We start from the raw sequence: 26,666 nt of genomic DNA on the forward strand, positions 1-26,666 counted from the left end.
CCGGCCGCGTCGAGCAGCCTCGATGACTTGACGTGGAAAGTGATCCTGCTCCCGATGACTTTCCGTGTCAAGTCAGTGCGCGGTAGGGTGGGTGCATGGCCGAGACCGACCCCCGCTGGCTCACCGCCGACGAGCAGCGCGCCTGGATCGCGCTCGCCGGCACGCTCATCTGGCTGCCGGCCGCGCTCGACACCCAGCTGCAGCGCGACGCCGGCCTCAGCCATCCCGAGTACCAGGTGCTCTCGTGGCTGTCGATGAGCGAGGGGCGCACGCGCCGCATGAGCGAGCTCGCCGAGTCCTCCAACGTCACGCTCTCGCACCTGTCCCGCATCGTCGCCCGGCTCGAGGGGCGCGGCTGGGTGCGGCGCACGCCCGACCCCGACGACGGTCGCTACACGCTCGCGGCGCTCACCGCGGAGGGCTGGGACAAGGTGGTGGCCACCGCCCCCGGCCACGTCGAGGCGGTGCGCACGCACGTCTTCGACCAGCTCACCGCGGCCCAGGTCCGCCAGCTCGAGGCGATCGGCACGCGGCTGCTCGACCGCCTGCACCCCGGCTGCCGCCCGGGCGCGCCCCGCGGCGGCCAGGACGCGTGACCGCCGCGGGCCGGACGTCCACGTCGTCCCGCAGGTCCAGCGGCTAGGCTCGTCCGGGCGCCTGCAGGGGGCTCGCGGGTGACCGGCGGAGGTGGTGACGTGGACGTCGACGACGTCTCGGCCGTCGCGCCGGGCGCGGCCTCCGCCCCCGGCCGGGCCCGCCCGCGTCCGCCCGCGATCACCGACGTCGCCAGCGCGGCCGGGGTCTCGTACCAGACCGTCTCGCGCGTGCTCAACGACCACCCGAACGTGGCCCGCGAGACGCGCGCCCGGGTGCTCGACGCGGTGCAGCGGCTGGGGTACCGCCGCAACATCGCGGCCGCAGCCCTCAAGACGCGACGGACCGGGGTGCTCGGGGTCGTCGCGACGGGCTCCAACCTGTTCGGCCCCACCCGCACCCTCGTGGCCATCGAGCAGGCCGCCCGGGCCCGCGGGGTCTTCGTCAGCCTCACCACGGTCGACCTGCAGAGCAAGTCCGAGGTCGGCGCGGCCATCGAGCACCTGCTCGACCAGGGTGTCGACGGCATCGTGGTGATCGCCTCGCACGACGAGGCCGCGACCGCGGTGCTCGAGTCCCGCACCACGGTGCCCGTGGTCGTCGCGGGCCGGCCGGGGCGCGACGGGGTGCTGGCGGTCGCGGTCGACCAGGAGGCCGGCGCGACCATCGCCACGCGGCACCTGCTGGGGCTCGGCCACCGCGACGTGCTCCACCTGGCCGGTCCGTCGCCGTGGGTCGACGCCCGGGCGCGCGCGGTCGGCTTCCGCGAGACCATGGCGGCCGCCGGGCTCGCGCCGCGCACGCTGTGGGCCGACGGGTGGGACGCGGAGACCGGCTACCGGGTGGGCCAGGAGCTCCTCAGCCGGGTGCGGCGGCGGCGCAGCGTCCTGCCGACCGCGGTCTTCGCGGCCAACGACCTGCTCGCCCTCGGGGTCGTGCACGCCCTGGCGGACGCCGGGCTGCGCGTGCCCGCCGACGTCTCGGTGGTCGGCTACGACGACGGCGACGGCGCCGCCCACTTCGTGCCGCCGCTGACGACCGTCGCCCAGGAGCTCGACGAGCTGGGCTACCGGTGCGTGGAGCTCCTGCTGGCGGCGCGCGACGGCGTGCCGACCTCGACGTCGGTGTCGGTCTCCCCGCGGCTCCTCGTGCGCGAGAGCACGGCCGCGCCCCGGCGCCACGACCCGGTGCTCGCCCCGGACTGACGCGCGGGCGACGGGCGTCCGCAGCCCGGCGTGCCACCGCCCGGTGTGACCGCTCACACCGGGCGCCGGGCGTCGTTGGCCTGCGACGACACCGAGACCTCCTCGTGACCGTAGGACCGTTGACGCCGCTCGATGAGAACGTTCACAATCGTCGTCGTCACGCTTGCTGGACAACCGACGAGGACGTCGGCCCTGCGCTCAAGGAGGAGTTGCATGATGGGCATCACCCGCACCCGCACCCGCATCGCCGGTGCGCTCACGGCGGTCACCGTCCTGGCCCTGGCCGCCTGCGGCGGCGGCAGCACGGACGCCGGTGGCGACGACGGCGGCGACGACCTCATCCGCGTGGGCTTCTCCCAGCTCGGCGCCGAGTCGGGCTGGCGCACCGCCAACACCGAGTCCGTCAAGGCGAGCCTCAGCGAGGAGAACGGCTTCGACCTCACGTTCGTCGACGCCCAGCAGAAGCAGGAGAACCAGATCAAGGCCCTGCGCGACTTCATCGCCCAGGACGTCGACGTCATCGCGTTCTCCCCGGTCATCGAGACCGGCTGGGACGAGGTGCTCCAGGAGATCAAGGACTCCGGCATCCCGGTCGTGCTCGTCGACCGCACGGTCGACACCACGGTCGAGGACCCGTTCGTCACGTGGATCGGTGCCGACTTCAAGCAGGAGGGCACCACCGCGGGGGAGTGGGTCGCGGAGAACGCGCCCGACGCCAAGATCTTCGAGCTGCAGGGCACGCTCGGCTCCGGCGCCCAGGTCGACCGCGAGGAGGGCTTCGGCGAGGTCGTCGGCGACCAGATCATCGGCAAGGCGTCCGGCAACTTCACGCGCGCCGAGGGCAAGACGGCCGTCGAGGCCGCCCTCCAGGCGTACCCGGACATGACGATGATCTTCACGCACAACGACGACATGGGCCTGGGGGCCATCGAGGCCATCGAGGCCGCCGGCAAGGTGCCCGGCGAGGACATCCAGATCGTGTCCATCGACGGCGTCCGCGACGGGCTGCAGGCGCTCGTCGACAAGAAGTTCAACTACGTGGTGGAGTGCAACCCCGTGTTCGGCGACCAGCTCGCCGAGCTCGTCACGCAGGTCGCGAACGGTGAGGACGTCCCGAAGGAGACCATCGTCATCGACAAGGCCTTCGACCAGACGATCACCCAGGCCGACGTCGACGCCCGGCTGTACTGAGCCCTGAGCGACGCCCCCGGGCGGCCGGTGCCCCGTGCACCGGCCGCCCGGGACCGCCCGCAGGAAGGACACCGATGTCCGCACCCCCCGCCGCCCCCGTCGTCCAGATGAGCGGCATCTCCATCGCCTTCCCCGGCGTCAAGGCCCTCGACGACGTGTCCTTCCGCCTCGTCCCCGGCGAGGTGCACGCGCTCATGGGGGAGAACGGCGCCGGCAAGTCCACCCTCATCAAGGCGCTCACGGGCGTGTACGCCACGGACACCGGGCAGATCGAGGTCGAGGGCCGCGCGCAGCGGTTCGACGGCCCCGACCAGGCCCAGGCCGCCGGCATCTCGACCGTGTACCAGGAGGTCAACCTCTGCCCGAACCTCACGGTGGCCGAGAACGTCATGCTCGGCCACGAGCCGCGCCGCGGTCCGTTCATCGACTGGCGCGCCACCCGCCGCACCGCCGCCGAGTACCTGCGCCGCCTCAACCTCGACATCGACCCGCGCTCCATGCTCGGGTCGCACACCATCGCCGTGCAGCAGCTGTGCGCGATCGCCCGCGCGCTCGTCGTCGACGCCAAGGTGCTCATCCTCGACGAGCCGACGTCGTCCCTCGACAACGCCGAGGTCGCCGAGCTGTTCCGCGTCGTGCGCCGCCTGCGCGACGACGGCGTCGCGATCCTCTTCGTCTCGCACTTCCTCGACCAGGTCTACGAGCTCTGCGACCGCGTCACCGTGCTGCGCAACGGCCGGTTCGTCGGCGAGCACCGCATCGACGAGCTGCCCCGCCGCGACCTCGTCGCCGCCATGATCGGCAAGTCCCGCGACGCGCTCGCCGGGATCGAGGAGAAGGCCCGCTCGACCATCACGATCCACTCCGACAAGGAGACGCCGTTCCTCAGCGTCGTCGGGCTCGGCAAGAACGGGTCCGTGCGGCCCTTCGACGTCGACCTGTACGCCGGGGAGATCCTCGGCGTCGCCGGTCTGCTGGGCTCCGGCCGCACCGAGCTGGCGCGGCTGCTGTCCGGCGCCGACCGCCCCGACACCGGCGAGGTCCGCGTCCAGAGCACCCTGACCCGGCTCACCTCGCCGCTCGTCGCGCTGGCCCGCGGCATCGCGTACTCCACCGAGGACCGCAAGAAGGAGGGGATCGTCGGCGACCTCACCGTGCGCGAGAACATCGCGCTGGCGATGCAGGCCCGCCGCGGCACGTGGCGGCCCGTGCCCCGCCGCCAGCTCGACGACGTCGTCGACCGGTACATCACCGCGCTGCAGATCAGCCCGCCGAACCCGAACGCCCTCATCCGCAACCTGTCGGGCGGCAACCAGCAGAAGGTGCTGCTCGCCCGCTGGCTCGCCACCGCGCCGCGCCTGCTCATCCTCGACGAGCCGACCCGCGGGATCGACGTCGGCGCCAAGGCCGAGATCCAGAAGCTCGTCACCGAGCTGGCCCAGGACGGCATGTCCGTCGTCTTCATCTCCTCCGAGCTCGACGAGGTCCTGCGCCTGAGCCAGCGCCTCGTCGTCATGCGCGACCGCGAGAAGGTCGACGAGCTCGTCAACGCCGACGACGTCACGACGGCGACCATCCTCGAGACCATCGCCGGAAGCGGGGCCCACGCATGAGCACGACCGCAGCACCGGGGCGCACCACCGCCTCGCGGGGCGCCGAGATCTGGCGGGAGGTGACCCACCACGGGCTCTTCTGGCCGGTCGTCGCGCTCCTCGGCCTCCTGCTCGCGTGCGGGGTCGCCAGCCCCGGGTTCCTCGAGGTCACCGTCCGCGACGGGCACCTGTTCGGACAGCTCGTCGACCTCGCCCGCAACAGCGCGACCCCGCTGCTGCTGGCCCTCGGCATGTGCCTCGTCATCGCGACCGGCGGCATCGACCTGTCCGTGGGTGCCGTCATGGCGATCGCGCTGGCCGTGTCGCTGACCTACCTCGACGGTGCCGCCGACCCGTCCGACCTCGGCACCGTGCTGACGGCGGTGGCGCTCGGCCTCGCGGTCGGTGCGCTCGGCGGGGCGTTCAACGGGGCGATGGTCGCGGTGCTGGGCATCCAGCCGTTCATCGCGACCATGATCCTCATGGTCGCCGGCCGCGGCATCGCGATGCTCGTCACGCAGGGGCAGATCACCACCGTCTCGAGCCCGCCCTTCAAGACCATCGGGTCCGGGTACCTGCTCGGCATCCCCATGCCGGTGGTCATCGCGCTCGTCACGTTCGTCGTCGTCGCCGTGGTCGTGCGGCGCACCGCGCTCGGCATGTTCCTCGAGTCGATCGGCATCAACCGCGAGGCCAGCCGCCTCGCCGGGGTCCGCTCGCGGCGCACCACGTGGACCGTCTACGTCATCGCCGGGACGCTGGCCGCTCTCGCCGGCCTCGTGTACGGCGCGCCCACCATGGCCGCCGACGCCAACAACATCGGCCTGATGAAGGAGCTCGACGCGATCATGGTGGTGGTCCTCGGGGGCACCAAGCTCGACGGCGGCCGGTTCTACCTCGGCGGCCTGCTCGTCGGCGCGATGCTGCTCAGCACGCTCGAACGCGCGGTCATCATCTTCCAGCTGCCGTCGCAGACGACGCCGCTGTTCAAGGCCGTCGTGCTCATCGCCGTGTGCGTGGCGGCCTCGCCCACGCTGCGCGCGATGCTGCGGCGCACCCGCCGTGCCGTCGTCGCCACCCCCGCGCCCGCCGAGCAGGTGGCCGCATGAGCGCCGACCAGCTGGTCCGCCCCGAGCGGCCCACCGCGTCCGTCGTCCACCGGGCCCGCCGGGCCCTGGGCGGGTTCGACCGGCGCATGCTGCCCGTGCTGGGCACGCTGCTGACGCTGGCGATCATGCTGGGCGTCGGCCAGGAGCGGTACTCCACCGACCGCGTGGACTTCGTCAGCATGAAGCTGCTGTCGAACCTCCTGGTCGACAACTCCTACCTGCTGGTGCTGGCCGTCGGCATGACGTTCGTCATCCTCACCGGCGGGATCGACCTCTCCGTGGGTGCCGTGGTGGCGCTCGTCGGCCTGGCCATCGCGCAGATGTTCACCGCCGGGCTGCCGCTGGCCGTGGTGCTCGTCGCCGGCGTGCTCATCGGCACGATCTGCGGCCTGCTCATCGGCGTGATGGTGCAGGTGTTCGACATCCAACCCTTCATCGCCTCGCTCGCCGTGATGTTCCTCGCGCGCGGGCTGGCGAACGTCGTCAGCGTCAACTCCCTGAAGATCGACGACGCCGGGTTCTCCGCGCTCGCCGCGTGGAACATCACGTTCGGCGAGGGGCGCACGTCGTGGCGGATCAACGCGAGCATGCTCGTCGCGCTCGCGGTGCTGGTCATCGCGTTCGTCGTGCTGCACCACACCCGGTTCGGACGCTCCGTGTACGGCCTGGGCGCCGGCGACCAGGGTGCGGCGATCAATCTCATGGGTCTGCGCCCCGCCCGTACGCGCATCTGGGTCTACACGATCTCCGGCACCTGCGCGGGCGTCGCGGGCGTGCTGTTCGCGCTGTACACCAAGTCCGGGTTCAACCTCACGGGCATCGGCATGGAGCTCGACGCGATCGCCGCGGTCGTCATCGGCGGCACCCTGCTGTCCGGCGGCACGGGCTTCGTGCTCGGCACCGGGGCGGGCGTGATGGTCTACGGGCTGATCCAGGTGCTCATCGCCCGCGAGGGCCTGGACTCCTGGTGGACGCGGGTGTTCATCGGTGCCGTGCTGCTCGCGTTCGTCGTGCTGCAGCGCGTGCTCGCCGTGCGCCGGCGCTGAGACGTGCCGCCGGGCCCGCGGGGAGGTGCCGGGCCCGGCGGCGCACCACCGGGGTACCCCGTCAGGCGGGGTACGCCGCCGCGAGCCGGTGCCACCGGTCGCCGACGAGGGGGACGACGACCCCGTGCTTGGTGTTCGGCGGCAGCACCAGCTCCTCGCGCGGCACCGGGCGCCACACGCCCGACGCGAGGTCGTCGGTGCGCAGCGGCACGTACCCCTGCGGGCGGGTCGCGTACTGGTCGACCCACAGGTACCAGGTGCCGTCGTGGTGGCCCCGGAAGACCAGCGGGGCCTCGACGTGCGCGTGCAGGTCGTCGGCGATGCGGGACGCGACCACCGTGAAGTCGTCGGCGTCGAGCGCGGAGCCGACCTCGTGGAACAGGCGCAGCGAGCCGGGTGCGTCGTCGTCCTGCTTGGAGAACCGGTGCACGCGTCCCGCGTGGGCCACGACCGTGGTGTCGATGACGCCCGTGCCGCGGTCGATCAGCACGCGGGGGCTCGACGCGGTCCGGAAGTCACGCGTGGTCGCGACGAGGACGCGCGGGTAGGACGCGCCGGCGTGCCCGGGGTCGTCCTCGTCGTACAGGGACGCCGAGAACGTGACGGCGAAGGTGCCGGTCGCCCGGTCGTAGGTCGCCTCCGGCGCCCAGGCCATCCCGGCGGTCGGCGGTGCGACCTCGAGCAGCCACGGCGCGGACCACGTCACGAGGTCCGTCGAGCGCCACACGACGAGCGACCGGCTGCCGTGCCGGGTCCAGGCGTCCCAGCCGGCGTCGTCGCCGCCGTAGATGCGCAGGTCCGTGGCCAGCACGAACCACTCGCCGTCGCCGGCCACGAGGTACGGGTCGCGCACCCCGGTGGTGCCGAGGTCGGACGCGAGCACGGGGCGCCCGCCGTTCGCCCGCCACCAGCGCAGGGGCGTGTCCCCGTCGGACAGCGAGAAGAAGATCCGCTCGCCCCACCCGTCGGGGTCCTCCACGTGGTGCACCAGCAGGTACCCGTAGCCGTCGTCCACGACGCCCCTTCCCTGGTCGGCGGCCGTGCGCGGTGCACTCCGCGCACGGCCGCCGTGCCGTCCGTGCCGCCGGTCGACGACCGGCGGCGTGCTCAGGCCTGCGTCGCGGTGCCCGCCAGGGCGGTCCAGGACTCGGGGGCCAGGGTCAGCGTCGTGGTGCCGGCACCCGTCGCCGTGACCGGTGCGGTCGCCAGCTCGCTGACGTGCTTCGCCTCGACCTGCGCCGCGTGCTCCGGGCCGTGCACGGCCGGCTCGTGGTCGGCCGTCACCTGCACGCCGCCGCCGAGCGTCAGCGCCACCCCGGGGTGGCGCAGCTCGACCTCGACGGGCTCGGCGGTCCGGTTGACCAGGAAGACCCCGAGCGTGCCGGCCTCGCGGGGCCCGTCCCACGTGACCGCGGCGGTGACCGTCGGCACGTCGCCGTGCTCCTTCGTGGGCATGGTCGCGGCGTCGACGCGCACGTCGAGGCTGTCGCCCTGCGCGAGTCGGGCCGTGGCCGCGAACGGGTGGAACGTCGGCTGCTTCCACGCCGCGCCGCCGGGCTCGGTCATGATCGGCGCGATCACGTTGACGAGCTGGGCCAGGCACGCGACGGGCACGCGGTCGGCGTGGTTGAGCAGCGTGACGAGGAGGTCGCCGACGACGACGGCGTCGAGGCCGGAGTAGACGTCCTCGATGATGCGCTGCGGCGCGGTGCGCAGCGGGATCGCGGCCTCGCCCTGGAACCGGGTGTCGAGGTACCAGACGTTCCACTCGTCGAACGAGATCGTGATCTTCTTGTCCGACCGCTTGCGGGCGCCCACGGCGTCGGCCGACGCGACGACGCGGTCGATGAAGCGGTCCATCGACGTGCCGGACCCGAGGAAGGACGCCCGGTCGCCGTGCCGCTCCTCGTAGTACGCGTGCATCGAGATGTGGTCGACGAGGTCGTACGTGTACGAGAGGACGGTCTGCTCCCACTCGCCGAACGTGGGCATGCCCATCGAGGACGACCCGCACACGACCAGCGAGATGGTCGGGTCGACGAGCTTCATGGCCTTGCCCGCCTCAGCGGCGAGCTTGCCGTACTCGTGGGCGTCCTTGTGGCCGATCTGCCAGGGGCCGTCCATCTCGTTGCCCAGGCACCAGAGCTTCACGCCGTAGGGCTTCTCGCGGCCGTTCGCGATGCGCAGGTCGGCCCACCGCGAGCCGGCCTCGCCGTTGCAGTACTCGACGAGCGCGGCCGCCTCGGCGACACCGCGGGTGCCGAGGTTGACGGCCATCATCGGCTCGACGCCCTCGCGCTCGGCCCACTGCAGGAACTCGTCGGTGCCGACCGTGTTGGGCTCGATGGTGCGCCACGCGAGGTCGATGAACGGCTTTCGGTCCTCGACGGGGCCGACCGCGTCCTCCCACACGTAGTTGGACACGAAGTTCCCGCCGGGGTACCGGACCATCGAGACGCCGAGCTCGCGGGTGAGCGCGGCGACGTCCTGGCGGAACCCGTGCTCGTCGGCGGTCGTGTGGCCGGGCTCGTAGATGCCCGTGTACACGGCGCGGCCGAGGTGCTCGACGAAGGAGCCGAACACCCGGCGGTCGATCGTGCCGGTGCGGAAGTCGGGGTGCAGCAGGACGGTGGCGCGCTGGGTCATCGGTGCTCCTGGTCGGGCCGTGCGGCGGTGCACGGCGATGCACAACGTTGTAGAAACGACTGCAGCATACGACGCGAACGGCGTCCGCAGCGACGTGCGCCACACCGGTGGTCTAGTCTGGTCGCGTCGCGGAACGCGCTTTCCGTCGTCGCCACCGGTGGTCGGCGGTGCGTGCGCCGTCCCCGTTCGCCGATGTCGTCGAAGGACTCTCGTGACCGAGCAGCTCGACCAGAACCCCACCGCGCCCCGACCCGCGTCCAGCCGCGGCACGACCGCCGACCCGCGCGTCGTCCCCGCCTTCGCCGCCCCGCCGCCCGGCCGCCGTCGCCGCCGGCACGCCGTGGTGGGCACCGGGCACCGCGCGGGCATGTACGTCGGAGCGGTGACGGGCGACCACGCCGACGTCGCCGAGCTCGTCGCCTGGTGCGACACCAACCCCGGGCGCATGGACCACTACGACCGCGAGGTCGGCGCCGCGCTCGGCCTCGACGGCCCCGCCGGGCTGCCGCAGCACGGGCCCGACGACCTCGAGCGCATGGTCGACGAGGAGCGTGTCGACGTCGTCGTCGTCACCACCCCCGACGCCACCCACGCCGCGCTCGTGGCGCGCGCCCTCGACGCCGGCGCCGACGTCGTCGTCGAGAAGCCCCTGACCACCACCGTCGAGGGCTGCCGCACCATCGTCGAGGCCGTCGAGCGCACCGGCCGCGACCTCGTCATGACGTTCAACTACCGGTACGCCCCCCGCAACTCCACGCTGCGCGAGGTCATCGCGTCCGGCACGATCGGCACGGTCACCTCCGTGCACTTCGAGTGGGCGCTCGACACCGTGCACGGCGCCGACTACTTCCGCCGCTGGCACCGCGAGAAGCGCACCTCCGGCGGCCTGCTCGTGCACAAGTCCAGCCACCACTTCGACCTCGTCAACTGGTGGCTGCACGACGTGCCCGCCCGCGTGTACGCCTCGGGCGGGCTGCGGTTCTACGGCGACACCAACGCCGCCGCCCGCGGCATGGGCCCCCGGCCCGAGCGCGGCACCGGCACCGTCGGCGACCCGTGGACCCTCGACCTCACGCGCGACCCCCGGCTGCGCTCGCTCTACCTCGACGCCGAGCACCACGACGGCTACCGGCGCGACCAGGACGTGTTCGCCCCCGGCATCACCATCGAGGACAACCTCTCCCTCGTCGTCGACTACCGCGGCGGGGCGACCCTCACCTACTCCCTCAACGCGCACAGCCCCTGGGAGGGGTACCGGGTCACGGTCAACGGCACCGAGGGGCGCGCCGAGCTCGAGGTCGTCGAGCGCGGCGCCGTCGTCCTCGACGCCGACGGCCACGCCGTGCTCGACCCGTCGGCCACCCCCGACGCCGCGGCGGCCGCCGCGCTCGCGGGCTCCGTGCGCGCCGAGGGCGACCGCCTCGTGGTCCAGCGCCACTGGGAGGCCGCGCAGCGCTGGCCCATCCCCGCCGGGATCGGCGGGCACGGCGGCGGCGACGCGATCCTGCTCATGGACGTGTTCCGCCGCGACCTGCGGCTCGCGCCCGACCCCCTCGGCCGCGCCGCGGGGTACAAGGACGGGCTGCGGGCCGTCGCCGTCGGCATCGCCGCCAACCGCTCGCTGGAGACCGGCCAGGCCGTGCTCGTCGAGGACCTCGGGCTCGGTGCCGACCTGACCCTCCACGCGCCGGACCGCGCGGGGACCGCCGCCGCGGGTCGCCCGGCCGACGCGACGGCGGGTGCCCGGTGACGCCCGGGGGCGGGCACGCCACGCGCCGTCCGCGCCTCGACCCCCGCCCGGCGGCCCGCGCGCTGCACGACGTGGGCCGCGGCGTCGACGTCGAGCACGACGGCACCACCCTGCTGCGGTACGTCTACGTGCCCGACGACGTGCAGCTGGAGTCCCCGCGGCCCTACCTGCACCCGCTGCGCACCCGCCGCGGCGACGTCGTCACCGCGCTGCGCCCGCACGACCACGTGTGGCACAAGGGCGTCGCCTGGTCGCTGCCCGTGGTCGGCGACGAGAACTTCTGGGGCGGGCCCACGTACGTGCGCGACCAGGGCTACGTCCAGCTCGACAACGACGGGTCGATGGACCACCAGGCGATCGTGCGCCTCGACGTCACCAGCGGCCCCGACGCCGAGCGCGTGGACCTCGTGCACATCCTCGCCTGGCACACCCAGGACGGCGAGCACGTCGTCGACGAGGAGCGCGCCCTGGCCGCCGTCGTGCCCGCCGACCGCGACGACGTGTGGTTCCTGCTCTTCGACACGTCCATGACCAACGTCAGCGACAGGGCGCTGCCGCTCGGCTCGCCCACCACCCGCGGGCGGGAGAACGCCGGGTACGGCGGGCTGTTCTGGCGCGGGCCGCGCGACTTCACCGGCGGCACCCTGCTGGCCCCCGGGTTCGCCGGCGGCGAGGAGGTGCGCGGCACGCGCGCGCCGTGGATGGGCTTCACCGGGTCGCACGACGGCAGCGGCCGGCAGTCGACGGTCGTCGTCGTCGACGGTGCGACCAACCCCTCGCACCCGCCGCAGTGGTTCGCCCGCACCGAGTGGTTCGCCGGGGTCAACCCTGCGCCCTTCTTCAGCGAGGAGGTGCCGTTCGACACCGGGGCGACCCTGCGGTTCCGGTACGCCCTCGTGGTCGCCGAGGGCCCGGCCGACGCCGACGGGGCCGCGGCGCTCGCGGCCCGGGGCCGGGCGCTGCTCGACGGCTGAGGGCGCAGCCCCGACGGCTGAGCTCTGGGCCGGAGGGCTGCGTCAGCCGCCGACGGTCGTCAGCACTCGGTGCCGGTGCGCCACCACCGAGCCCAGCAGGTCGCGCTCGGTGGTGGCGTACGTGCGCAGGTCCGCCCGGCCCGTCAGCGCGATCTGCCGGCGCAGCGCCAGGGTCGTCGCGTCCCGCTGGAACGCGTGCATGGCCGCGCCCGCCGCCGCACCGCCGGTGCGCGCGGCCCACCGGCGCGCCTGGGTCCGCAGCCGGATCGACGTCAGCATCTGCACCTCGTGCGGCGCGAACCAGCCGGCCCGCCCGTACTCGTCCAGCCGTCCGGCGATGATGTCGCGCTCGCGCCGGCGCAGCCCGAACGCCAGTGCGACCACGCCGACGAACACCGGCACCTGCACCACCAGGTAGAGGGCCAGGAACGCCGGCCCGGCGAGCAGCGCGGTCGCGTTCCACGCCGAGTGCAGCGCCATCGCGGCCACGAGCCCGAGCGGCGTGGCCCACAGCACGGCGCCCCGCGACCGCGACCGGGCCGCCCACCCGATCGCCGCACCCGTGCACGCGGTGAACAGCAGGTGCGCGAACGGGGTCGCCAGGCCGCGCATCGCGAACGTCTGCGGCAGCAGCTCGCCCGCCTGACCGAAGTACAGGACGTTCTCGGTGAACGCGAACCCTGCCGCCACGACGCCCGCGTAGACGATCCCGTCGACCACGCCGTCGAAGTACCGGCGCCGTGCGAGGTAGATCACCAGCACGCCCAGGCCCTTGCCGATCTCCTCGACGACCGGTGCCGAGACCAGCGCGGTCGTGCGGTAGGCCGCGTCGGGGTCGCCGGTCGCGTGCGCGACGAACCACATCGTCAGGTCGTTGACGGTCACCGCGAGCAGCACGGCGACGCCCGCGCCCCACAGCAGCCCGAACAGCAGGGCGCCGCGCGGCTCGGGCTCCCACGTGTCGAGCCACCGCACGCCGGCGAGCACCAGGGCCAGCGGCACGAGCGCCAGGAGCAGCCCCACCGTGCCCGGGCCCATCCCGACCTCGAGCAGCACCACGCCGAGCCCCGCCAGGGCAGCGAGGCCCACGGCCGTCAGACCCAGCACCGTCACCACGTCGGTCCACGCGCTCGTGCGCCGCGCCCCGCCCGGCCACGACGTCGGCACCGCACCGGCACCCACCGGTCCCGGTGCTGCCGCAGGGGCGGTGCCCCACGCGGCGGAGGGGTGCGCGTCGGCGTGCGGGGTCGTCACGCGGGACACCCTAGCGACGCGCCGGTCCGCCACGCCGGGCCGCTCATCCCGCGTCCGCGTACGAGCCGACCACCGCCAGGTCCAGCGCGAACTCCACGGGCCGGTCGCCGAACAGCAGCCGGCCCGCCTCCGCCGCCGACTCCCGCACCGCGTCGGCCACCTCGTCCGCGACCTCCTGCGGCGTGTGGACCACGACCTCGTCGTGCAGGAAGTACACGAGGTGCGGGCGCCCCGGCAGCGCGTGCAGCCGCCGCCGCAACGACGCGAGCCAGCACAGCGCCCACTCCGCCGCGGTGCCCTGCACGACGAAGTTGCGGGTGAACCGGCCCCGGTCGCGCGCCCGGCGCCGCGCCTCGCGCACGTCCTGCGCGCTGGCGCCCTCGGACCGGGCGGCGGCGAGGTCGTCGAGCAGCGCCTGCGCGCCCGGCGGCGACGAGCGCCCGAGCCACGTCGAGACCACCTCCCCGCGCTCGCCGGCGCGCGCGGCCTCCTCGACGAGGGCGACCGCCCGCGGGTACGCGGCCGTCAGGCGGGGCATGAGCATCGCGCTCGCACCGGTCGTCGCGCCGTAGATCGCACCGAGCAGCGCGTACTTGGCGTCCTTGCGGGTGGGCACGATGCCCGCGTCGGCGATGCCCTGGTACAGGTCGCTCGCGCGGGCCGCGGCGGCCATCGCGTCGTCGCCGGACATCGCCGCGAGCACCCGCGGCTCGAGCTGGGCGGCGTCGGCGACGACGAGGCGCCAGCCCGGGTCGGCGCGGGCCGCGGCCCGCAGCGCGGCGGGCAGCTGGAGCGCCCCGCCGCCGTCGGTGGCCCACCGGCCGGTGACCACGCCGCCGACGACGTAGGTGGGCCGGAACCGGCCGTCGTGGACCCACGCGTCGAGCCACGCCCACCCGTTCGCGGACAGCAGCCGCGACAGGCGCTTGTACTCCAGCAGCGGTGCGACCACGGGGTGGTCGAGCGCGGCGATCTCCCACTTGCTGGTCGAGGCGAGGTCGAAGCCCTGCAGGCGCAGTGCGCGCAGCAGGTCGGGCGGGGAGTCCGGGTTCAGCCGCGGTGCCACCAGGGCGTCGCGCACCTGCGCCGCGAGGTCCTCCAGCCGCTGCGGCCGGCCCGCCGCCGGCCGCGGCCCCAGCAGCTCGGTGAGGAGCGCGTCGTGCACCGCCGGGTCCCAGGGCAGCCCGTCGTGGTGCATCTCCTCGGCCACGAGAGCCCCGCCGGACTCCGCGGCGAGCAGCAGGCGCAGCCGTCCGGGCGCCGTGGACCCCGCGACGGCGTCGAGCTGGGTGCGCAGCTCGGCGAGCAGGTCGACGGGGGAGCCCGCCGGGTGCGCGTCCTGGCGGGTCGGTGCGGCAGGCGCCTCGTCCAGCAGGTCGAACAGGGACGGGGCGTGCGCGGGTTCCGGGACGGGCGGGTCCTCCCACGCGGCCCGCGGCTGCCCCGCCAGCGCCGACCCGCCGGCCGCCACCGCGTGCCGCAGCAGGGTCCGGCACAGCCGCAGGTCGTGGCACCGCTCGACCCGCACGCCCGCGGCGAGCAGCGGCGGGTAGCGCCGCCGCGTGTCGTCCCAGACCCAGCGCACCGGTGCGCCGCCCGACGTGCCCGGGCCGGGTGCGGCGCCCGCCTCGACGCGCGCGACCTCGGCCGGGAGCCCGTCCGCCGGCACCGTGCGGGTGCCGAGCACGCAGGCGCCGTCGTCGAGGTCGGTCAGCGTGACGGTGCGCGCGTGCTCGTCGTGGTCGAGCAGCACGAACGCGGGCACGCCCCATGCTCGCCCCCGCCGCCCACAGCGCCGGGCCGCACCGCCGTCCGCGCGTCGTGAGTGCGTCAGCGCGCCGTCAGTGCGTCAGCGCGCTGCGGACCGCCCCGGCGGGAACCGCCAGCACGTCGTCGCCGTCAGCCCCGTCGAGCGTGACGAGGACGTCGCCCGTGGTCTCGTCGACGTGCACGGCGACGTCGGCGACGACCTGCGTGACGCCCGGCTCGAGCATCGCGTCCAGCACGACGGTCTGCGGCCAGGCGTGCCGCGTGAGGCCGGCCGGCTCGATGAGGTGGACGACGAGCGCGTCGTCCTCCAGGTGCAGGGTCGCGGTCAGGGTGCGGCCCGTCGCCAGGAGGACGCAGGACGCCCCCGTCAGCGCCGGCAGGGTTCGACTGGGCATCGGTGCCACCTCGCTCGTCCGTCGGATGATCGGTGGAGCGACCGGCGCGGCGTCCTCCCCAGGGCCGCGCCGGTCGGGTCCCCCCGATCGGACAGGAGCATCGAAGCCTCGTCCAGATACGTCCGATGGTCCTCGCGTCACGGGAGATCCGCGCGGAAGGCGTTTTCCGGTAGGGTTGAACCGATTCACGGTCAAGGATGACGCGGGAGGGCTCGATGACGACCACGGGTGGGTTCACGCTGCCGGGCGAGGCGGGCCACGAGGCCTTCACGCTCGCGATGGCGCAGCGGTGGGGCGCGGACGTCATCCGCGACTCCGACGGCACGCAGCTCTCGGACGAGATCCTGGGCTCCGGCCACGGCATCTACTCCACCCTGTGCCTCATCCGGGAGGACAACGCCTGGGCGAAGGCGCACCCGCGGCTCATGCAGCAGAACTTCCTCATGTCCCGCCCCGTCACCGCCGACGGCGACCGCGTCGAGATCCGGCTCCTCGACGGCTACTCCACCGACCAGTTCGTCCTCAACGACTGGGACGGGGTCGAGGAGTTCTGGCAGGTCCACGACCGCACCGCCGGCACCGAGGTCCCCGCCGGGCGGTGGACCCTCGCGGACGGCGTCGTCACCGTCACCGGCACGGTGCCCGGTCACACCTACACCGTGAACTTCCTGGTCATGCGGGTCTGGGAAGAGATCTCGATGTACAACCACGTCACCAACGACTGGGGCGACCGCGAGCACCTCATGGCCGTCGAGCCCCGGTACCCCGAGGTGGCCGAGCACATCCTCGACTGGCTCGACCGGTGGTGCGTCGAGCACCCCGCCACCACCGTGGTGCGGTTCACGTCGCTGTTCTACAACTTCGCGTGGTTCTGGGGCTCGGACGCGAACCTGCCCCACGTGTACGCCGACTGGGGCTCGTACGACTTCACCGTCAACCCCGTGGCGCTGCGCGCGTTCCGCGAGGAGACGGGTCTGACGATCACGTCCGAGGACTTCGTCAACGCGGGGCGCTACACCTCGACGCACAACCCGCCGTCGGACGTCTACCGCCGCTGGACCGCGTTCGTCGGCGACTTCGTCCGCGACCTCGGCCGGCGCTGCGTCGACGTCGTCCACCGGCACGGCAAGAAGGCGTACGTCTTCTACGACGACTCCTGGATCGGCCTCGAGCCCTACTCGGGCCGGTTCGCCGAGATGGGCTTCGACGGGCTCATCAAGGCGGTGTTCTCGGGCTACGAGGCGCGGCTGTGCGCCGGCGTCGACGTGCCCGTCCACGAGCTGCGGCTGCACCCCTACCTGTTCCCCGTCGACCTCGAGGGGCGGCCCACCTTCCAGCCCGGGGTCGAGGGCGCCGACCCGACCGCGGACCTGCGCCGCTACTGGGTCACGCTGCGCCGCGCGCTGCTGCGGGCGCGGATCGACCGGATCGGCCTGGGTGGGTACCTCTCGCTCGTCGAGCCGTTCGCCGACTTCCAGGACGAGGTGGCGCAGATCGCCGAGCAGCACCGGCGGATCCTCGCGCTGCACCGGGCCGGCGGTCCCGTCACGGCGCCCGTGCGCGTCGGCGTGCTCACCGCGTGGGGCGCGCTGCGCTCCTGGACGTGCTCCGGCCACCTGCACGAGAACCCCGACCTGTCGCTCCTGCACGTGCTGGAGTCCCTCGCCGGGCTCGGGTTCGACGTCGGCTTCCACCGGCTCGACGAGGTCGCGGAGCACGGTGTGCCCGCGGGCGTCGACGTCCTCGTCAACGCCGGCCCGCAGGGCACCGCGTGGTCGGGCGGGGGCGTGTGGGCCGACCCGCGCCTGGTCGCCGCGATCACCACCTTCGTGCGCGGCGGGGGTGGGCTGCTGGGCGTCGAGCAGCCCTCGGCCGCCGACGTGCCGGGGCGGCTGCACCGCTTCCAGCTGGCCGAGGTGCTGGGCGTCGACCAGGACGGCGGCGACCGGCACGTGGTCGCCCGCCGCCGGTTCGTGGTCGACCCGGACCACCCCGTCCTCGCCGCGGCGGGTGCGGCCGACGACCTGCCGCCGCTGACCGGGCTGCACGTGCTGCGCGACGACGTCCGCGTGCTCGCGGCCGCCGACGGGGTGCCCGTCGCGACGGCCGCGCAGGTCGGCCGGGGGCGGGCCGTGTACCTGTCCGGGCACCGCCACGGCCCCGCGTCGGCACGCCGCCTGGAGGACGCGCTGTGGTGGGCGTCCGGCCGGGAGCGCACGGGCCTGACGACGTCCGACCCCGGTGCGACCGCCGTCGAGATCGGCGGCGTCGTGCTGGTCAGCAACGACACCCTCGAGCCGCGGACCGTGCAGGTGCTGCGGGACGGGGTCGCCCTGGCCACCCTCGACCTGGCGCCGGCGGCCCTGCACGAGCTGCCTGCCTGAGCCCCGCGGGGTCGTGCGCGGCGGGACCGGTCCGGTAGCGTGGCCGGACCGGTCGAATCGTTGCGAACGTCGAAGAGGACTTCCGTGGAAACGCTCCCGTACCAGGACCCGACGCTGCCCGTCCCCGAGCGCGTCGGCGACCTGATCGCCCGCATGACCCTGCCCGAGAAGGTCGGGCAGATGCTCCAGCTCGACGCCCAGCCGGGCGTGGACGACCTCGTGGAGGACATCCACGTCGGGTCGATCCTGCACGCCTCGCCGCAGCGCGTGCTCGAGGCCCTCGACGCCGTGGAGCGCACGCGCCTGAAGATCCCGCTGCTCATCGCCGACGACGCCATCCACGGCTACTCGTTCTGGCGCGGCGCGACGATCTTCCCCACGCAGCTCGGCGCCGCGTCGTCGTGGGACCCGGCCGCGGCCGAGCAGATGGCCCGCGTCACCGCGGTCGAGGTCGCGTCCACCGGCCTGCACTGGACGTTCTCGCCCGTCGTCTGCATCACGCGCGACCTGCGCTGGGGCCGCGTCACCGAGACCTTCGGCGAGGACCCGTACCTGCTCGGCGAGCTCGCCGCGGCCATGGTGCGCGGCTACCAGGGCGACGGCCTCGACGACCCCACCGCGATCCTCGCCTGCGCCAAGCACTTCGCCGGGTACTCCGAGACGCAGGGCGGGCGCGACGCCTCCGAGGCCGACATCTCGCGCCGCAAGCTGCGCTCGTGGTTCCTGCCGCCGTTCGAGCGCGTCGCCCGCGCCGGGGCGCGCACCTTCATGATCGGGTACCAGTCCACCGACGGCGTCCCGATCGTCGTCAACGAGTGGCTGCTCAAGGAGGTCCTGCGCGGCGAGTGGGGCTGGACGGGCACCCTCATCACCGACTGGGACAACGTCGGCCGCATGATCTGGGAGCAGAAGATCGCCCCCGACCACGCGCACGCCGCCGCGCGCGCCGTCGCCGCCGGCAACGACATGGTCATGACGACGCCCGGGTTCTTCGAGGGCGCGCAGAAGGCCGTCGCCGACGGGCTCCTCGACGAGTCCCAGCTCGACGCGGCCGTCGCGCGCATCCTCACCGTGAAGTTCGAGCTCGGCCTCTTCGAGGACCCGCGCCGCCCCGACCCGGCGCGGCAGGCCGAGGTCATCGGCTCCGCCGCGCACCAGGAGATCAACCTGCAGGTCACGCGCAAGAGCCTGGTGCTGCTGCGCAACTCCGGCGTGCTGCCGCTCGGCGGCGACCTCGTCGCGGGCGCCGACGGCCGGGCGACCGGCCCCGCCGGCGACCCCGAGCCGCGCACCATCGCCGTGGTCGGGCCCAACGCGGACGACGTCGACGCCCAGCTCGGCGACTGGGCCGGCCGCTCCGGCCAGGTCGACTGGATGCGCGAGGAGGGCCACCCGCGCGAGATGACCGAGACCGTGCTCGACGGCCTGCGTGCGCTCGCACCGGCGGGCTGGACGGTCGCGTACGCGAAGGGCGCCGAGATCGGCGAGCTCGGTCCCGACCCGGAGGGCGAGTTCCACCCCGACGGGCAGCCGCGCATGCCGATCCTGCACGCGGCCGAGCCCGACGCGGCGATGATCGCCGAGGCCGTCGCCGCCGCGCGCGGCTCCGACCACGTCGTGGCGGTCGTCGGCGACACCATCGGTCTGATGGGGGAGACCCGCTCCACCGCGACGCTCGAGCTCGTCGGCGGGCAGGTCGCCCTCCTCGATGCGCTGGCCGCGACCGGGACGCCCATGACGGTGGTGCTCATCGCGTCCAAGCCGCTGGTGCTGCCGCAGTCGGCGCTCGACGCGGACGCGATCGTGTGGGCCGCTAACCCGGGCATGCGCGGCGGCCGGGCGATCGCCGAGCTGCTGCTCGGGCTGGTCGAGCCCGCCGGGCGCCTGCCGCTGACGTTCGCCCGGCACGTGGGCCAGCAGCCGGTGTACTACAACCAGGTCCGCGGGCAGCACGGCGCCCGGTACGCCGACCTCACGCAGGACCCGGCGTTCGCGTTCGGCGAGGGGCTGACGTACTCGACGGTCGAGTACTCGGGCCTGACGCTCGACCGGACGCAGCTGACGGCCGACGGCACCGTCCGGGGGCGCGTCACGCTGACGAACACCGGTGTGCGGCCGTCCCACGAGGTCGTGCAGGTCTACATCAGCGACCTCGTCACGTCCGCGACCTGGACGGACAAGGAGCTCAAGTCGTTCGTGCACGTCGACGTGCCGGCCGGCGGCTCCGTCGTCGTCGACGTCGCGGTGCCGGTGTCGGCGTGCACGATCGTCGACGCCCACGAGCGCCGCGTCGTCGAGCCGGGCGACTTCGAGCTCCTGGTGGGCCGCTCCTCCCGGGACGCGGACCTGCTGCGCACCCCCTTCACGGTCCTTCCCTGACGTGTCGGCCCCTCGCCGACCCCGTCATCCCTGCCGCCTCCGCACCCGGCGGCACCACGGACGACGGGGTCGGCGATCTGGCCATGACGCCGACCCCGTCATCATGACGCCGACCCCGTCATCGCTGGCGCCCCGGAGGACGCTGGCGCCATGGATGACGGGGTCGGCGGGGTGGGGGAGGGGCCGCCGGGTCAGGGGCGGATGTCGGTGATCGTCGCCTCCAGGGACGTGCGGAAGCGCTCGTCGCCGTCGAGGTCCGCCGGGGTGACCGGCTTGCCGTACGTGGCCGACGCGTAGATCGCCGTGACCAGCTCCAGGGGGCGGCGGGCGTGCGTCACCAGGTCCGGCATCGGCTCGCCGGCCCACAGGGCGTCGACGACGGCCCGCACGAGGGGCTCGTGGCCGCTCGGCTCGTCCTCGGCCGGGAACGCCCAGCCGGCGGCGACCTCCTCGGGCACCCCGCGGGCCGGGGTGATCCGCCAGTTCGGGCCGGCGTGGCCGTACAGGTGCTCCACCTCGACGGTCGCCAGCTCGCAGTCGATGCGCACGACCGAGGCCTCCCGCGGGCTGAGGACGCTCGACACGGCCTGCGCGACCACGCCGTTCGCGAACCGCACCACGGCGGTCGACACGTCCTCCATCTCGATGTCCCGCGCGACGCGCCACAGCCGGGCGTCGACCTCGGCCCAGTCGCCGAGCAGGTGCGCGAGCAGGTCCATCTGGTGGATGCCGTGGCCGAGCGTCGTGCCGCCGCCCTCGCCGTCCCACGTGCCGCGCCAGTCGACCGCGTAGTAGTCGTCGCCGCGCAGCCACAGCGTCTGGCACTGGGCGAGCAGCGGCCGCCCCAGGGCACCCGAGTCGAGCAGGTGCTTGACGTGCGCCGCGGCGGTGCCGGTGCGTTGCTGGAACACGATCGCGAACGCGAGCCCGGCGGCGTCGGCGGCCTGCTGCATGTCGTCCAGCTCGGCCAGCGACAGGGCCGGCGGCTTCTCGCACAGCACGTGCACGCCCGCGGCGTACGCGTCGAGGGTCTGCTGGCGGTGCAGGTCGGGCGGCGTGCACAGGATGACGAGGTCGAGGCGCTCGGCGGCGAGCAGCTCGGTGTGCGTGGCGTAGCGGCCCGGCACGCCGTACCGGTCGGCGAACTCGGTGCGCCGGGACTCGCTGCGGTTCGACACCGCGACGAGCTCGATGCGCGGGTCGGCCTCGACCGCCTGCGCGTGCAGGTGCGCGACCGCACCCGTGCCGACGATCGCGGCGCGCAGCGGCGCCCGTCCCGGGTCCTGCTGCTGCCCGTCCTGGTGGCTCACGACGACGCTCCCTCGCGCTCGCTGGTTGCCGGTCGCGGACAGCCTACGACACTCGGCAAGCGCTTCCCATCGTCGTGCAGGGCCGCGTCGGGCTCAGTAGCCGACGGTGCTCGCGCGCACGACGAGCTCGGGCTGGAACAGCACCCGCTGGTGCTCGGCGCCGTCGCCCGCCGCCGCCTCGCGCAGCAGCAGGTCCGCCGCGGTCCACCCCAGGGTGTGCGTCGGCTGGTGCACGCTCGTCAGCGGCACCGTGAGCATCGGCGCGATCGCGACGTCGTCGTACCCGACCACCGCCATCGACGCGGGCACGGGCACCTCGGCGCGGCGCAGCGCCCGCAGCGCCCCCAGCGCGGTGAGGTCGTTGACGCAGAACGTCGCGGTCGGCCGGCGGTCGGCGTCCATCGCGAGGATCTCGTTCATGGCCTGCTCGCCCGCGTCGGCGTTGAGCGAGCCGACCGCGACCTCGGTGAGCACGTCCTGCGGGTCCCGCCCGGCCGCGACGAGCGCCGCGACCACGCCGGCCCGACGGTCCACGCACTGACGGATGGTGTCGGGGCCGTTGACGAACGCCAGCCGCTCGTGGCCCAGGGCGAGCAGGTGCTCCACGGCGAGCTGACCGCCGCGCACGTCGTCGACGCCGACGCTGGAGACGTCCTCGACCTCGCTCGTCGCGTCGAGCAGCACCACGCCCACGCCGCGGTCGCGCATCGCGAGGATCACGTCGAGCGAGCCCTGCGACGGCGTCACCAGGACGCCCTGCACGCCGTGCTCCTCGTACAGGCGCAGGTAGCGGGCCTCGCGCTCCGGGTCCTCGTCCGACGACGACAGCATCAGCGTGTACTCGTCGGGCGCGAGCCGGTCCTCGATGCCGCGCGCGACCTCGGTGAAGAACGGGTTCGCGATGTCGAGCACGATCGCGCCGACGGTGCGGATCGTGCCGGCGCGCAGCTGGCGGGCCGACGCGTTGCGGACGAAGCTCATCTCCTCGATCGCGGCCTGCACGCGCTCGCGGGTGGCGGGCGTGACCTGGTCGGGCCGGTTGAGCACGTTGGACACCGTGCCGACCGAGACGCCGGCGCGCTTGGCGACGTCGGTGATCGACGGCCTGCGTGCGCGGCCGTTCTGCTGCGTCGCCATCGACCGTCCTCCTTCGTCCGCGCCCGTCGCGCGCGGACCTCGTGATCGTAGCCAGACCGCGCCGGGGGCGGCGCCACGCGCCACGGCGTCGGGTGCCATGATGGCGGAAAGCGCGATCCGGCAGCGGCGCCGCCTCGTTGACACGGCGTCCGGCTGCTCCCTACAGTGATCATGAATCGTTTCATGGACGAAAGCTGAGGTCGACGATGACCCGCGTGTGCTTCGTCTCGCGTGTGCGCCCCGACCGCCTCGACGAGTACCGCCGCCGGCACGCCGCCGTGTGGCCGGAGATGCTCGAGGCGCTGCGGGACAGCGGCTGGCGGGACTACCACCTGTACCTCACCCCGGACGGGCAGCTCGTCGGCTTCGTCGAGACCCCCGACCTCGCCGCCGCGCAGGCCGCCATGGCCGCGACCGCCGTGAACGCCCGCTGGCAGGCCGAGATGAGCGCGTTCTTCGTCGACGACGGCAACCCCGACGAGGGCTTCGTCGTCGTCGAGGAGGTCTTCCACCTCGAGGCCCAGCTCGCCGCCGCGGGCCTGCCGACCGCCCCCGCCGCCCCGACCGACGCCGACGTCGTCGCGGCGGCGCCCCCGACCCCCGCCGCACGGCACCCGCACGACCACCAGGAGCACGCATGAGCCAGACACCCGCCGGGCAGGACGCCGGCACGCGGGAGGAGCGGGCGCTGGCCGCGCTCGCCCAGCAGACCATCGAGCTGCCGTCCTGGGCGTTCGGGAACTCCGGCACCCGGTTCAAGGTGTTCGGGCAGGCCGGCGTGCCGCGCGACCCCTTCGAGAAGATCGCCGACGCCGCCCAGGTGCACCGGTTCACCGGCGTCGCCCCCCGCGTCTCCCTGCACATCCCGTGGGACAAGGTCGACGACTACGACGCCCTGTCCGCCCACGCCCGCGACCTCGGCGTGAGCATCGGCGGCATCAACTCGAACCTGTTCCAGGACGACGAGTACATGCTCGGCTCCCTCACGCACCCCGACGCCGCGGTCCGCAAGAAGGCGGTCGCGCACCACCTCGAGTGCATCGACGTCATGGGCGCCACCGGCTCGCACGACCTGAAGATCTGGCTGCCGGACGGGCTCAACTACCCCGGGCAGGACTCGATCCGCGCCCGGCAGGACCGCCTGGCCGACTCGCTCCAGCAGATCTACGCGGCCCTGACCGCTGCCGACCCGGACCACCGGCTGATCCTGGAGTACAAGTTCTTCGAGCCGTACTTCTACACGATGGACGTGCCCGACTGGGGCACCTCGCTGCTGCACTGCCTCGCGCTCGGGGACCGCGCGATGGTCGTGCTCGACACGGGCCACCACGCGCCCAACACGAACATCGAGTTCATCGTGGCCCAGCTCCTGCGCGTGGGGCGCCTGGGGGCGTTCGACTTCAACAGCCGGTTCTACGCCGACGACGACCTCATGGTCGGTGCGGCCGACCCGTTCCAGCTGTTCCGGATCATGCACGAGATCGTGCAGTCCGAGGCCCTGGCGCCCGACTCGGGCGTGAACTTCATGCTCGACCAGTGCCACAACATCGAGCCGAAGATCCCCGGGCAGATCCGGTCGGTGATGAACGTGCAGGAGGCCACGGCGAAGGCCCTGCTCGTCGACCCCGACGCGCTGCTGGCGGCCCAGCAGTCCGGTGACGTCCTCGGGGCCAACGGCCTGCTGATGGACGCGTACGCGACCGATGTCCGTCCGCTGCTGGCGCGCCTGCGCGAGCAGCAGGGGCTCGACCCCGACCCGCTGGGCGCGTACGCGCGCAGCGGCTACGCCGACACGATCGTGGCCGGGCGCGTGGGCGGCGCGCAGGCCGGATGGGGAGCCTAGAGACCATGACGACGCCGACTAGCTCCAGCCCGTCGACGCCTGCCGAGCAGCTGATCGCCCGGTCCAACCGCCTGGGCTCCGACCCGCGCGTGACGAACTACGCCGGGGGCAACACGTCCGCCAAGGGGACCGCGACCGACCCGGTCACGGGGCGCGACGTGGAGCTCCTGTGGGTCAAGGGCTCGGGCGGGGACCTGGGCACGCTCACGGAGAAGAACCTGGCCGTGCTGCGCCTGGACCGCCTGCGCTCCCTCGTGGACGTCTACCCGGGCGTGGACCGCGAGGACGAGATGGTGGCCGCGTTCGACTACTGCCTGCACGGGCGCGGGGGTGCGGCGCCGTCGATCGACACGGCCATGCACGGCCTCGTCGACGCGGCGCACGTGGACCACCTGCACCCCGACGCGGGCATCGCGCTCGCGACCGCGGCCGACGGCGAGGCGCTGACGGCCGAGGTCTTCGGCGACCGGGTGGTGTGGGTGCCGTGGCGGCGGCCCGGCTTCCAGCTCGGGCTCGACATCGCGCAGGTCAAGGAGAAGAACCCGCAGGCGATCGGGTGCGTGCTCGGTGGGCACGGCATCACCGCGTGGGGCGAGACCTCCGACGAGGCCGAGGCCCGCTCGCTGGAGATCGTCCGGACCGCGGAGGCGTTCATCGCCGACCGCACGGCGGCCCTGGCCGCGCAGGGCCGCCACCCGTTCGGGGCGGTGCGGCCCGGGTACGAGGCGCTGCCGGAGGCCGAGCGGCGGGCCCGTGCGGCCGCGCTCGCCCCGGTGGTCCGCGGCCTGGCGTCGACGGACCGCCCGCAGGTGGGGCACCTGACCGACTCCGACGTGGTGCTCGACCTGCTCGCCCGCGAGAAGCTCGGCCACCTCGCGGCGCTCGGCACGTCCTGCCCCGACCACTTCCTGCGGACCAAGGTGCAGCCCCTCGTCGTGGACCTGCCGGCGGACGCCCCGCTCGACGACGTCGTCGCCCGCCTGCGCCAGCTGCACGCCGCGTACCGGGAGGACTACGCCGCGTACTACGCGCGGCACGCGACCCCGGGCAGCCCCGCGATGCGCGGTGCCGACCCCGCGGTGGTGCTCGTGCCCGGCGTCGGCATGTTCTCGTTCGGCAAGGACAAGCAGACCGCGCGCGTGGCCGGCGAGTTCTACGTCAACGCGATCAACGTCATGCGCGGCGCCGAGGCGATCAGCACGTACGCGCCGATCGACGAGGCCGAGAAGTTCCGCATCGAGTACTGGGCGCTGGAGGAGGCCAAGCTCGCGCGGATGCCCGCACCCAAGCCCCTGGCCACGCGGGTCGCGCTCGTCACGGGAGCCGGGTCGGGCATCGGCCGGGCGATCGCGCAGCGGCTGGCGGCCGAGGGCGCCTGCGTCGTGGTCGCCGACGTCAACCTCGAGGGCGCCGAGCAGGTCGCCGCCGAGCTCGGCGGGCCCGACGTGGCCGTCGCCGTGCGTGCCGACGTCACCGACGAGGACGCCGTCGCCGACCTCGTCCGCGCCACGTGCCTGGCGTTCGGCGGCGTCGACCTGGTCGTCAACAACGCCGGCCTGTCGATCTCCAAGCCCCTGCTGGAGACCACGGCACGGGACTGGGACCTGCAGCACGACGTGATGGCCCGCGGCTCGTTCCTCGTGGCCCGCGAGGCCGCCCGGGCGATGATCGCGCAGGGCATGGGCGGCGACGTCGTCTACATCGCGTCGAAGAACTCCCTCTTCGCCGGGCCCAACAACATCGCGTACTCGGCGACGAAGGCCGACCAGGCGCACCAGGTGCGGCTGCTGGCCGCCGAGCTCGGCGAGCACGGCATCCGCGTCAACGGGGTCAACCCCGACGGCGTGGTGCGCGGCTCGGGGATCTTCGCCGCCGGCTGGGGCGCCCAGCGCGCCGCCACCTACGGCGTGCCCGAGGAGAAGCTCGGCGAGTACTACGCGCAGCGCACCCTGCTGAAGAAGGAGGTGCTGCCCGAGCACGTCGCGGCCGCCGTCGTCGCGCTCACCGGCCCCGACCTCGTGCAGACCACCGGCCTGCACGTGCCCGTCGACTCCGGCGTCGCCGCGGCGTTCCTGCGCTGACGCCCC

General features: G+C 74.0%; 20 protein-coding genes. 13 read left to right on the top strand and 7 right to left on the bottom strand.

The features are described from left to right. Positions 1-95 precede the first annotated feature (95 nt). The 6 genes from FBY24_RS09900 (at position 96) to FBY24_RS09925 (ending at position 6,737) form a co-directional block, all read left to right on the top strand. On the top strand, positions 96-596 hold the full coding sequence (locus FBY24_RS09900) for a MarR family winged helix-turn-helix transcriptional regulator (RefSeq protein ID WP_142160212.1): 501 nt from the start codon (positions 96-98) through the stop codon (positions 594-596). 99 nt (positions 597-695) lie between these two features. After that, positions 696-1,799, top strand: a complete 1,104-nt coding sequence (locus FBY24_RS09905) for a LacI family DNA-binding transcriptional regulator (RefSeq protein ID WP_142160214.1) — start codon at positions 696-698, stop codon at positions 1,797-1,799. A 213-nt stretch (positions 1,800-2,012) separates the two neighbouring features. Further along, positions 2,013-2,990: an ABC transporter substrate-binding protein gene (locus FBY24_RS09910; RefSeq protein ID WP_142160216.1), complete on the top strand. Its 978-nt coding sequence runs from the start codon at positions 2,013-2,015 to the stop codon at positions 2,988-2,990. A gap of 74 nt (positions 2,991-3,064) precedes the next feature. Then, the gene (locus tag FBY24_RS09915) at positions 3,065-4,603 is read left to right on the top strand and encodes a sugar ABC transporter ATP-binding protein (protein WP_142160218.1); all 1,539 of its coding nucleotides are present in this window, start codon (positions 3,065-3,067) and stop codon (positions 4,601-4,603) included. After that, entirely contained in the window at positions 4,600-5,691 is a 1,092-nt protein-coding gene (locus FBY24_RS09920) for an ABC transporter permease (protein WP_174243481.1), read from the top strand. The genes FBY24_RS09915 and FBY24_RS09920 overlap by 4 nt, the downstream gene beginning before the upstream one ends. Continuing rightward, positions 5,688-6,737, top strand: a complete 1,050-nt coding sequence (locus tag FBY24_RS09925; protein WP_142160220.1) for a sugar ABC transporter permease YjfF — start codon at positions 5,688-5,690, stop codon at positions 6,735-6,737. Before FBY24_RS09920 ends, FBY24_RS09925 begins: the two co-directional genes overlap by 4 nt. A gap of 61 nt (positions 6,738-6,798) precedes the next feature. On the opposite strand, the gene FBY24_RS09930 is transcribed toward FBY24_RS09925, so the two are convergent. Together FBY24_RS09930 and FBY24_RS09935 are read right to left on the bottom strand one after the other, a co-directional pair. Further along, positions 6,799-7,752, bottom strand: coding sequence for a glycoside hydrolase family 43 protein (locus FBY24_RS09930; RefSeq protein ID WP_142160222.1), 954 nt, complete (start codon positions 7,750-7,752; stop codon positions 6,799-6,801). Positions 7,753-7,844: 92 nt separating this feature from the next. Continuing rightward, a complete protein-coding gene (locus FBY24_RS09935; RefSeq protein WP_142160224.1) occupies positions 7,845-9,383 on the bottom strand; it encodes an alpha-N-arabinofuranosidase in 1,539 nt (512 codons plus the stop codon). 367 nt (positions 9,384-9,750) lie between these two features. On the opposite strand from FBY24_RS09935, the gene FBY24_RS09940 reads away from it, so the two are divergent. Continuing rightward, positions 9,751-11,133: a Gfo/Idh/MocA family protein gene (locus FBY24_RS09940; RefSeq protein WP_370511024.1), complete on the top strand. Its 1,383-nt coding sequence runs from the start codon at positions 9,751-9,753 to the stop codon at positions 11,131-11,133. Next, positions 11,130-12,107: a PmoA family protein gene (locus tag FBY24_RS09945; RefSeq protein ID WP_142160228.1), complete on the top strand. Its 978-nt coding sequence runs from the start codon at positions 11,130-11,132 to the stop codon at positions 12,105-12,107. Before FBY24_RS09940 ends, FBY24_RS09945 begins: the two co-directional genes overlap by 4 nt. A 42-nt stretch (positions 12,108-12,149) precedes the next feature. Here FBY24_RS09945 and FBY24_RS09950 read toward each other — a convergent pair whose 3' ends face one another. From FBY24_RS09950 to FBY24_RS09960, 3 genes are all read right to left on the bottom strand, one after another. Continuing rightward, the gene (locus tag FBY24_RS09950; RefSeq protein WP_255432328.1) at positions 12,150-13,361 is read right to left on the bottom strand and encodes a PrsW family intramembrane metalloprotease; all 1,212 of its coding nucleotides are present in this window, start codon (positions 13,359-13,361) and stop codon (positions 12,150-12,152) included. A 43-nt stretch (positions 13,362-13,404) separates the two neighbouring features. Next, positions 13,405-15,126 (bottom strand): bifunctional 3'-5' exonuclease/DNA polymerase, encoded by a 1,722-nt coding sequence (locus tag FBY24_RS09955; RefSeq protein WP_142160230.1) that lies wholly within the window; start codon positions 15,124-15,126, stop codon positions 13,405-13,407. Positions 15,127-15,202: 76 nt separating this feature from the next. Beyond that, positions 15,203-15,526 carry a hypothetical protein gene (locus tag FBY24_RS09960; RefSeq protein ID WP_142160232.1) on the bottom strand — a complete coding sequence of 108 codons (324 nt, stop codon included), beginning with the start codon at positions 15,524-15,526 and terminating at the stop codon, positions 15,203-15,205. 215 nt (positions 15,527-15,741) lie between these two features. On the opposite strand from FBY24_RS09960, the gene gnpA reads away from it, so the two are divergent. Both gnpA and FBY24_RS09970 read left to right on the top strand, forming a co-directional pair. Then, positions 15,742-17,910, top strand: a complete 2,169-nt coding sequence (gene gnpA, locus FBY24_RS09965; protein WP_160158481.1) for a 1,3-beta-galactosyl-N-acetylhexosamine phosphorylase — start codon at positions 15,742-15,744, stop codon at positions 17,908-17,910. Between the two features lie 84 nt (positions 17,911-17,994). Further along, on the top strand, positions 17,995-20,289 hold the full coding sequence (locus FBY24_RS09970) for a glycoside hydrolase family 3 N-terminal domain-containing protein (RefSeq protein ID WP_142160236.1): 2,295 nt from the start codon (positions 17,995-17,997) through the stop codon (positions 20,287-20,289). Positions 20,290-20,480: 191 nt separating this feature from the next. Here the strand turns inward: FBY24_RS09970 and FBY24_RS09975 are convergent, their stop codons facing one another. Together FBY24_RS09975 and FBY24_RS09980 are read right to left on the bottom strand one after the other, a co-directional pair. Then, positions 20,481-21,599, bottom strand: a complete 1,119-nt coding sequence (locus tag FBY24_RS09975; protein ID WP_142160238.1) for a Gfo/Idh/MocA family protein — start codon at positions 21,597-21,599, stop codon at positions 20,481-20,483. Positions 21,600-21,692: 93 nt separating this feature from the next. Beyond that, on the bottom strand, positions 21,693-22,736 hold the full coding sequence (locus FBY24_RS09980) for a LacI family DNA-binding transcriptional regulator (protein WP_142160240.1): 1,044 nt from the start codon (positions 22,734-22,736) through the stop codon (positions 21,693-21,695). 206 nt (positions 22,737-22,942) lie between these two features. Here FBY24_RS09980 and FBY24_RS09985 point away from each other — a divergent pair, with 206 nt between their 5' ends. From FBY24_RS09985 to FBY24_RS09995, 3 genes are read left to right on the top strand one after another with little or no spacing between them, the layout of a single operon-like run. Beyond that, a complete protein-coding gene (locus FBY24_RS09985) occupies positions 22,943-23,377 on the top strand; it encodes an L-rhamnose mutarotase (protein WP_142160242.1) in 435 nt (144 codons plus the stop codon). Then, entirely contained in the window at positions 23,374-24,579 is a 1,206-nt protein-coding gene (gene rhaI / locus FBY24_RS09990) for an L-rhamnose isomerase (protein WP_142160245.1), read from the top strand. The genes FBY24_RS09985 and rhaI overlap by 4 nt, the downstream gene beginning before the upstream one ends. A 5-nt stretch (positions 24,580-24,584) precedes the next feature. Then, positions 24,585-26,660, top strand: a complete 2,076-nt coding sequence (locus FBY24_RS09995; RefSeq protein WP_142160247.1) for a bifunctional aldolase/short-chain dehydrogenase — start codon at positions 24,585-24,587, stop codon at positions 26,658-26,660. Positions 26,661-26,666: the final 6 nt, after the last annotated feature.

This window comes from Cellulomonas sp. SLBN-39 (genome assembly GCF_006715865.1).
In the GTDB taxonomy this organism is placed as follows: Bacteria; Actinomycetota; Actinomycetes; order Actinomycetales; family Cellulomonadaceae; genus Cellulomonas.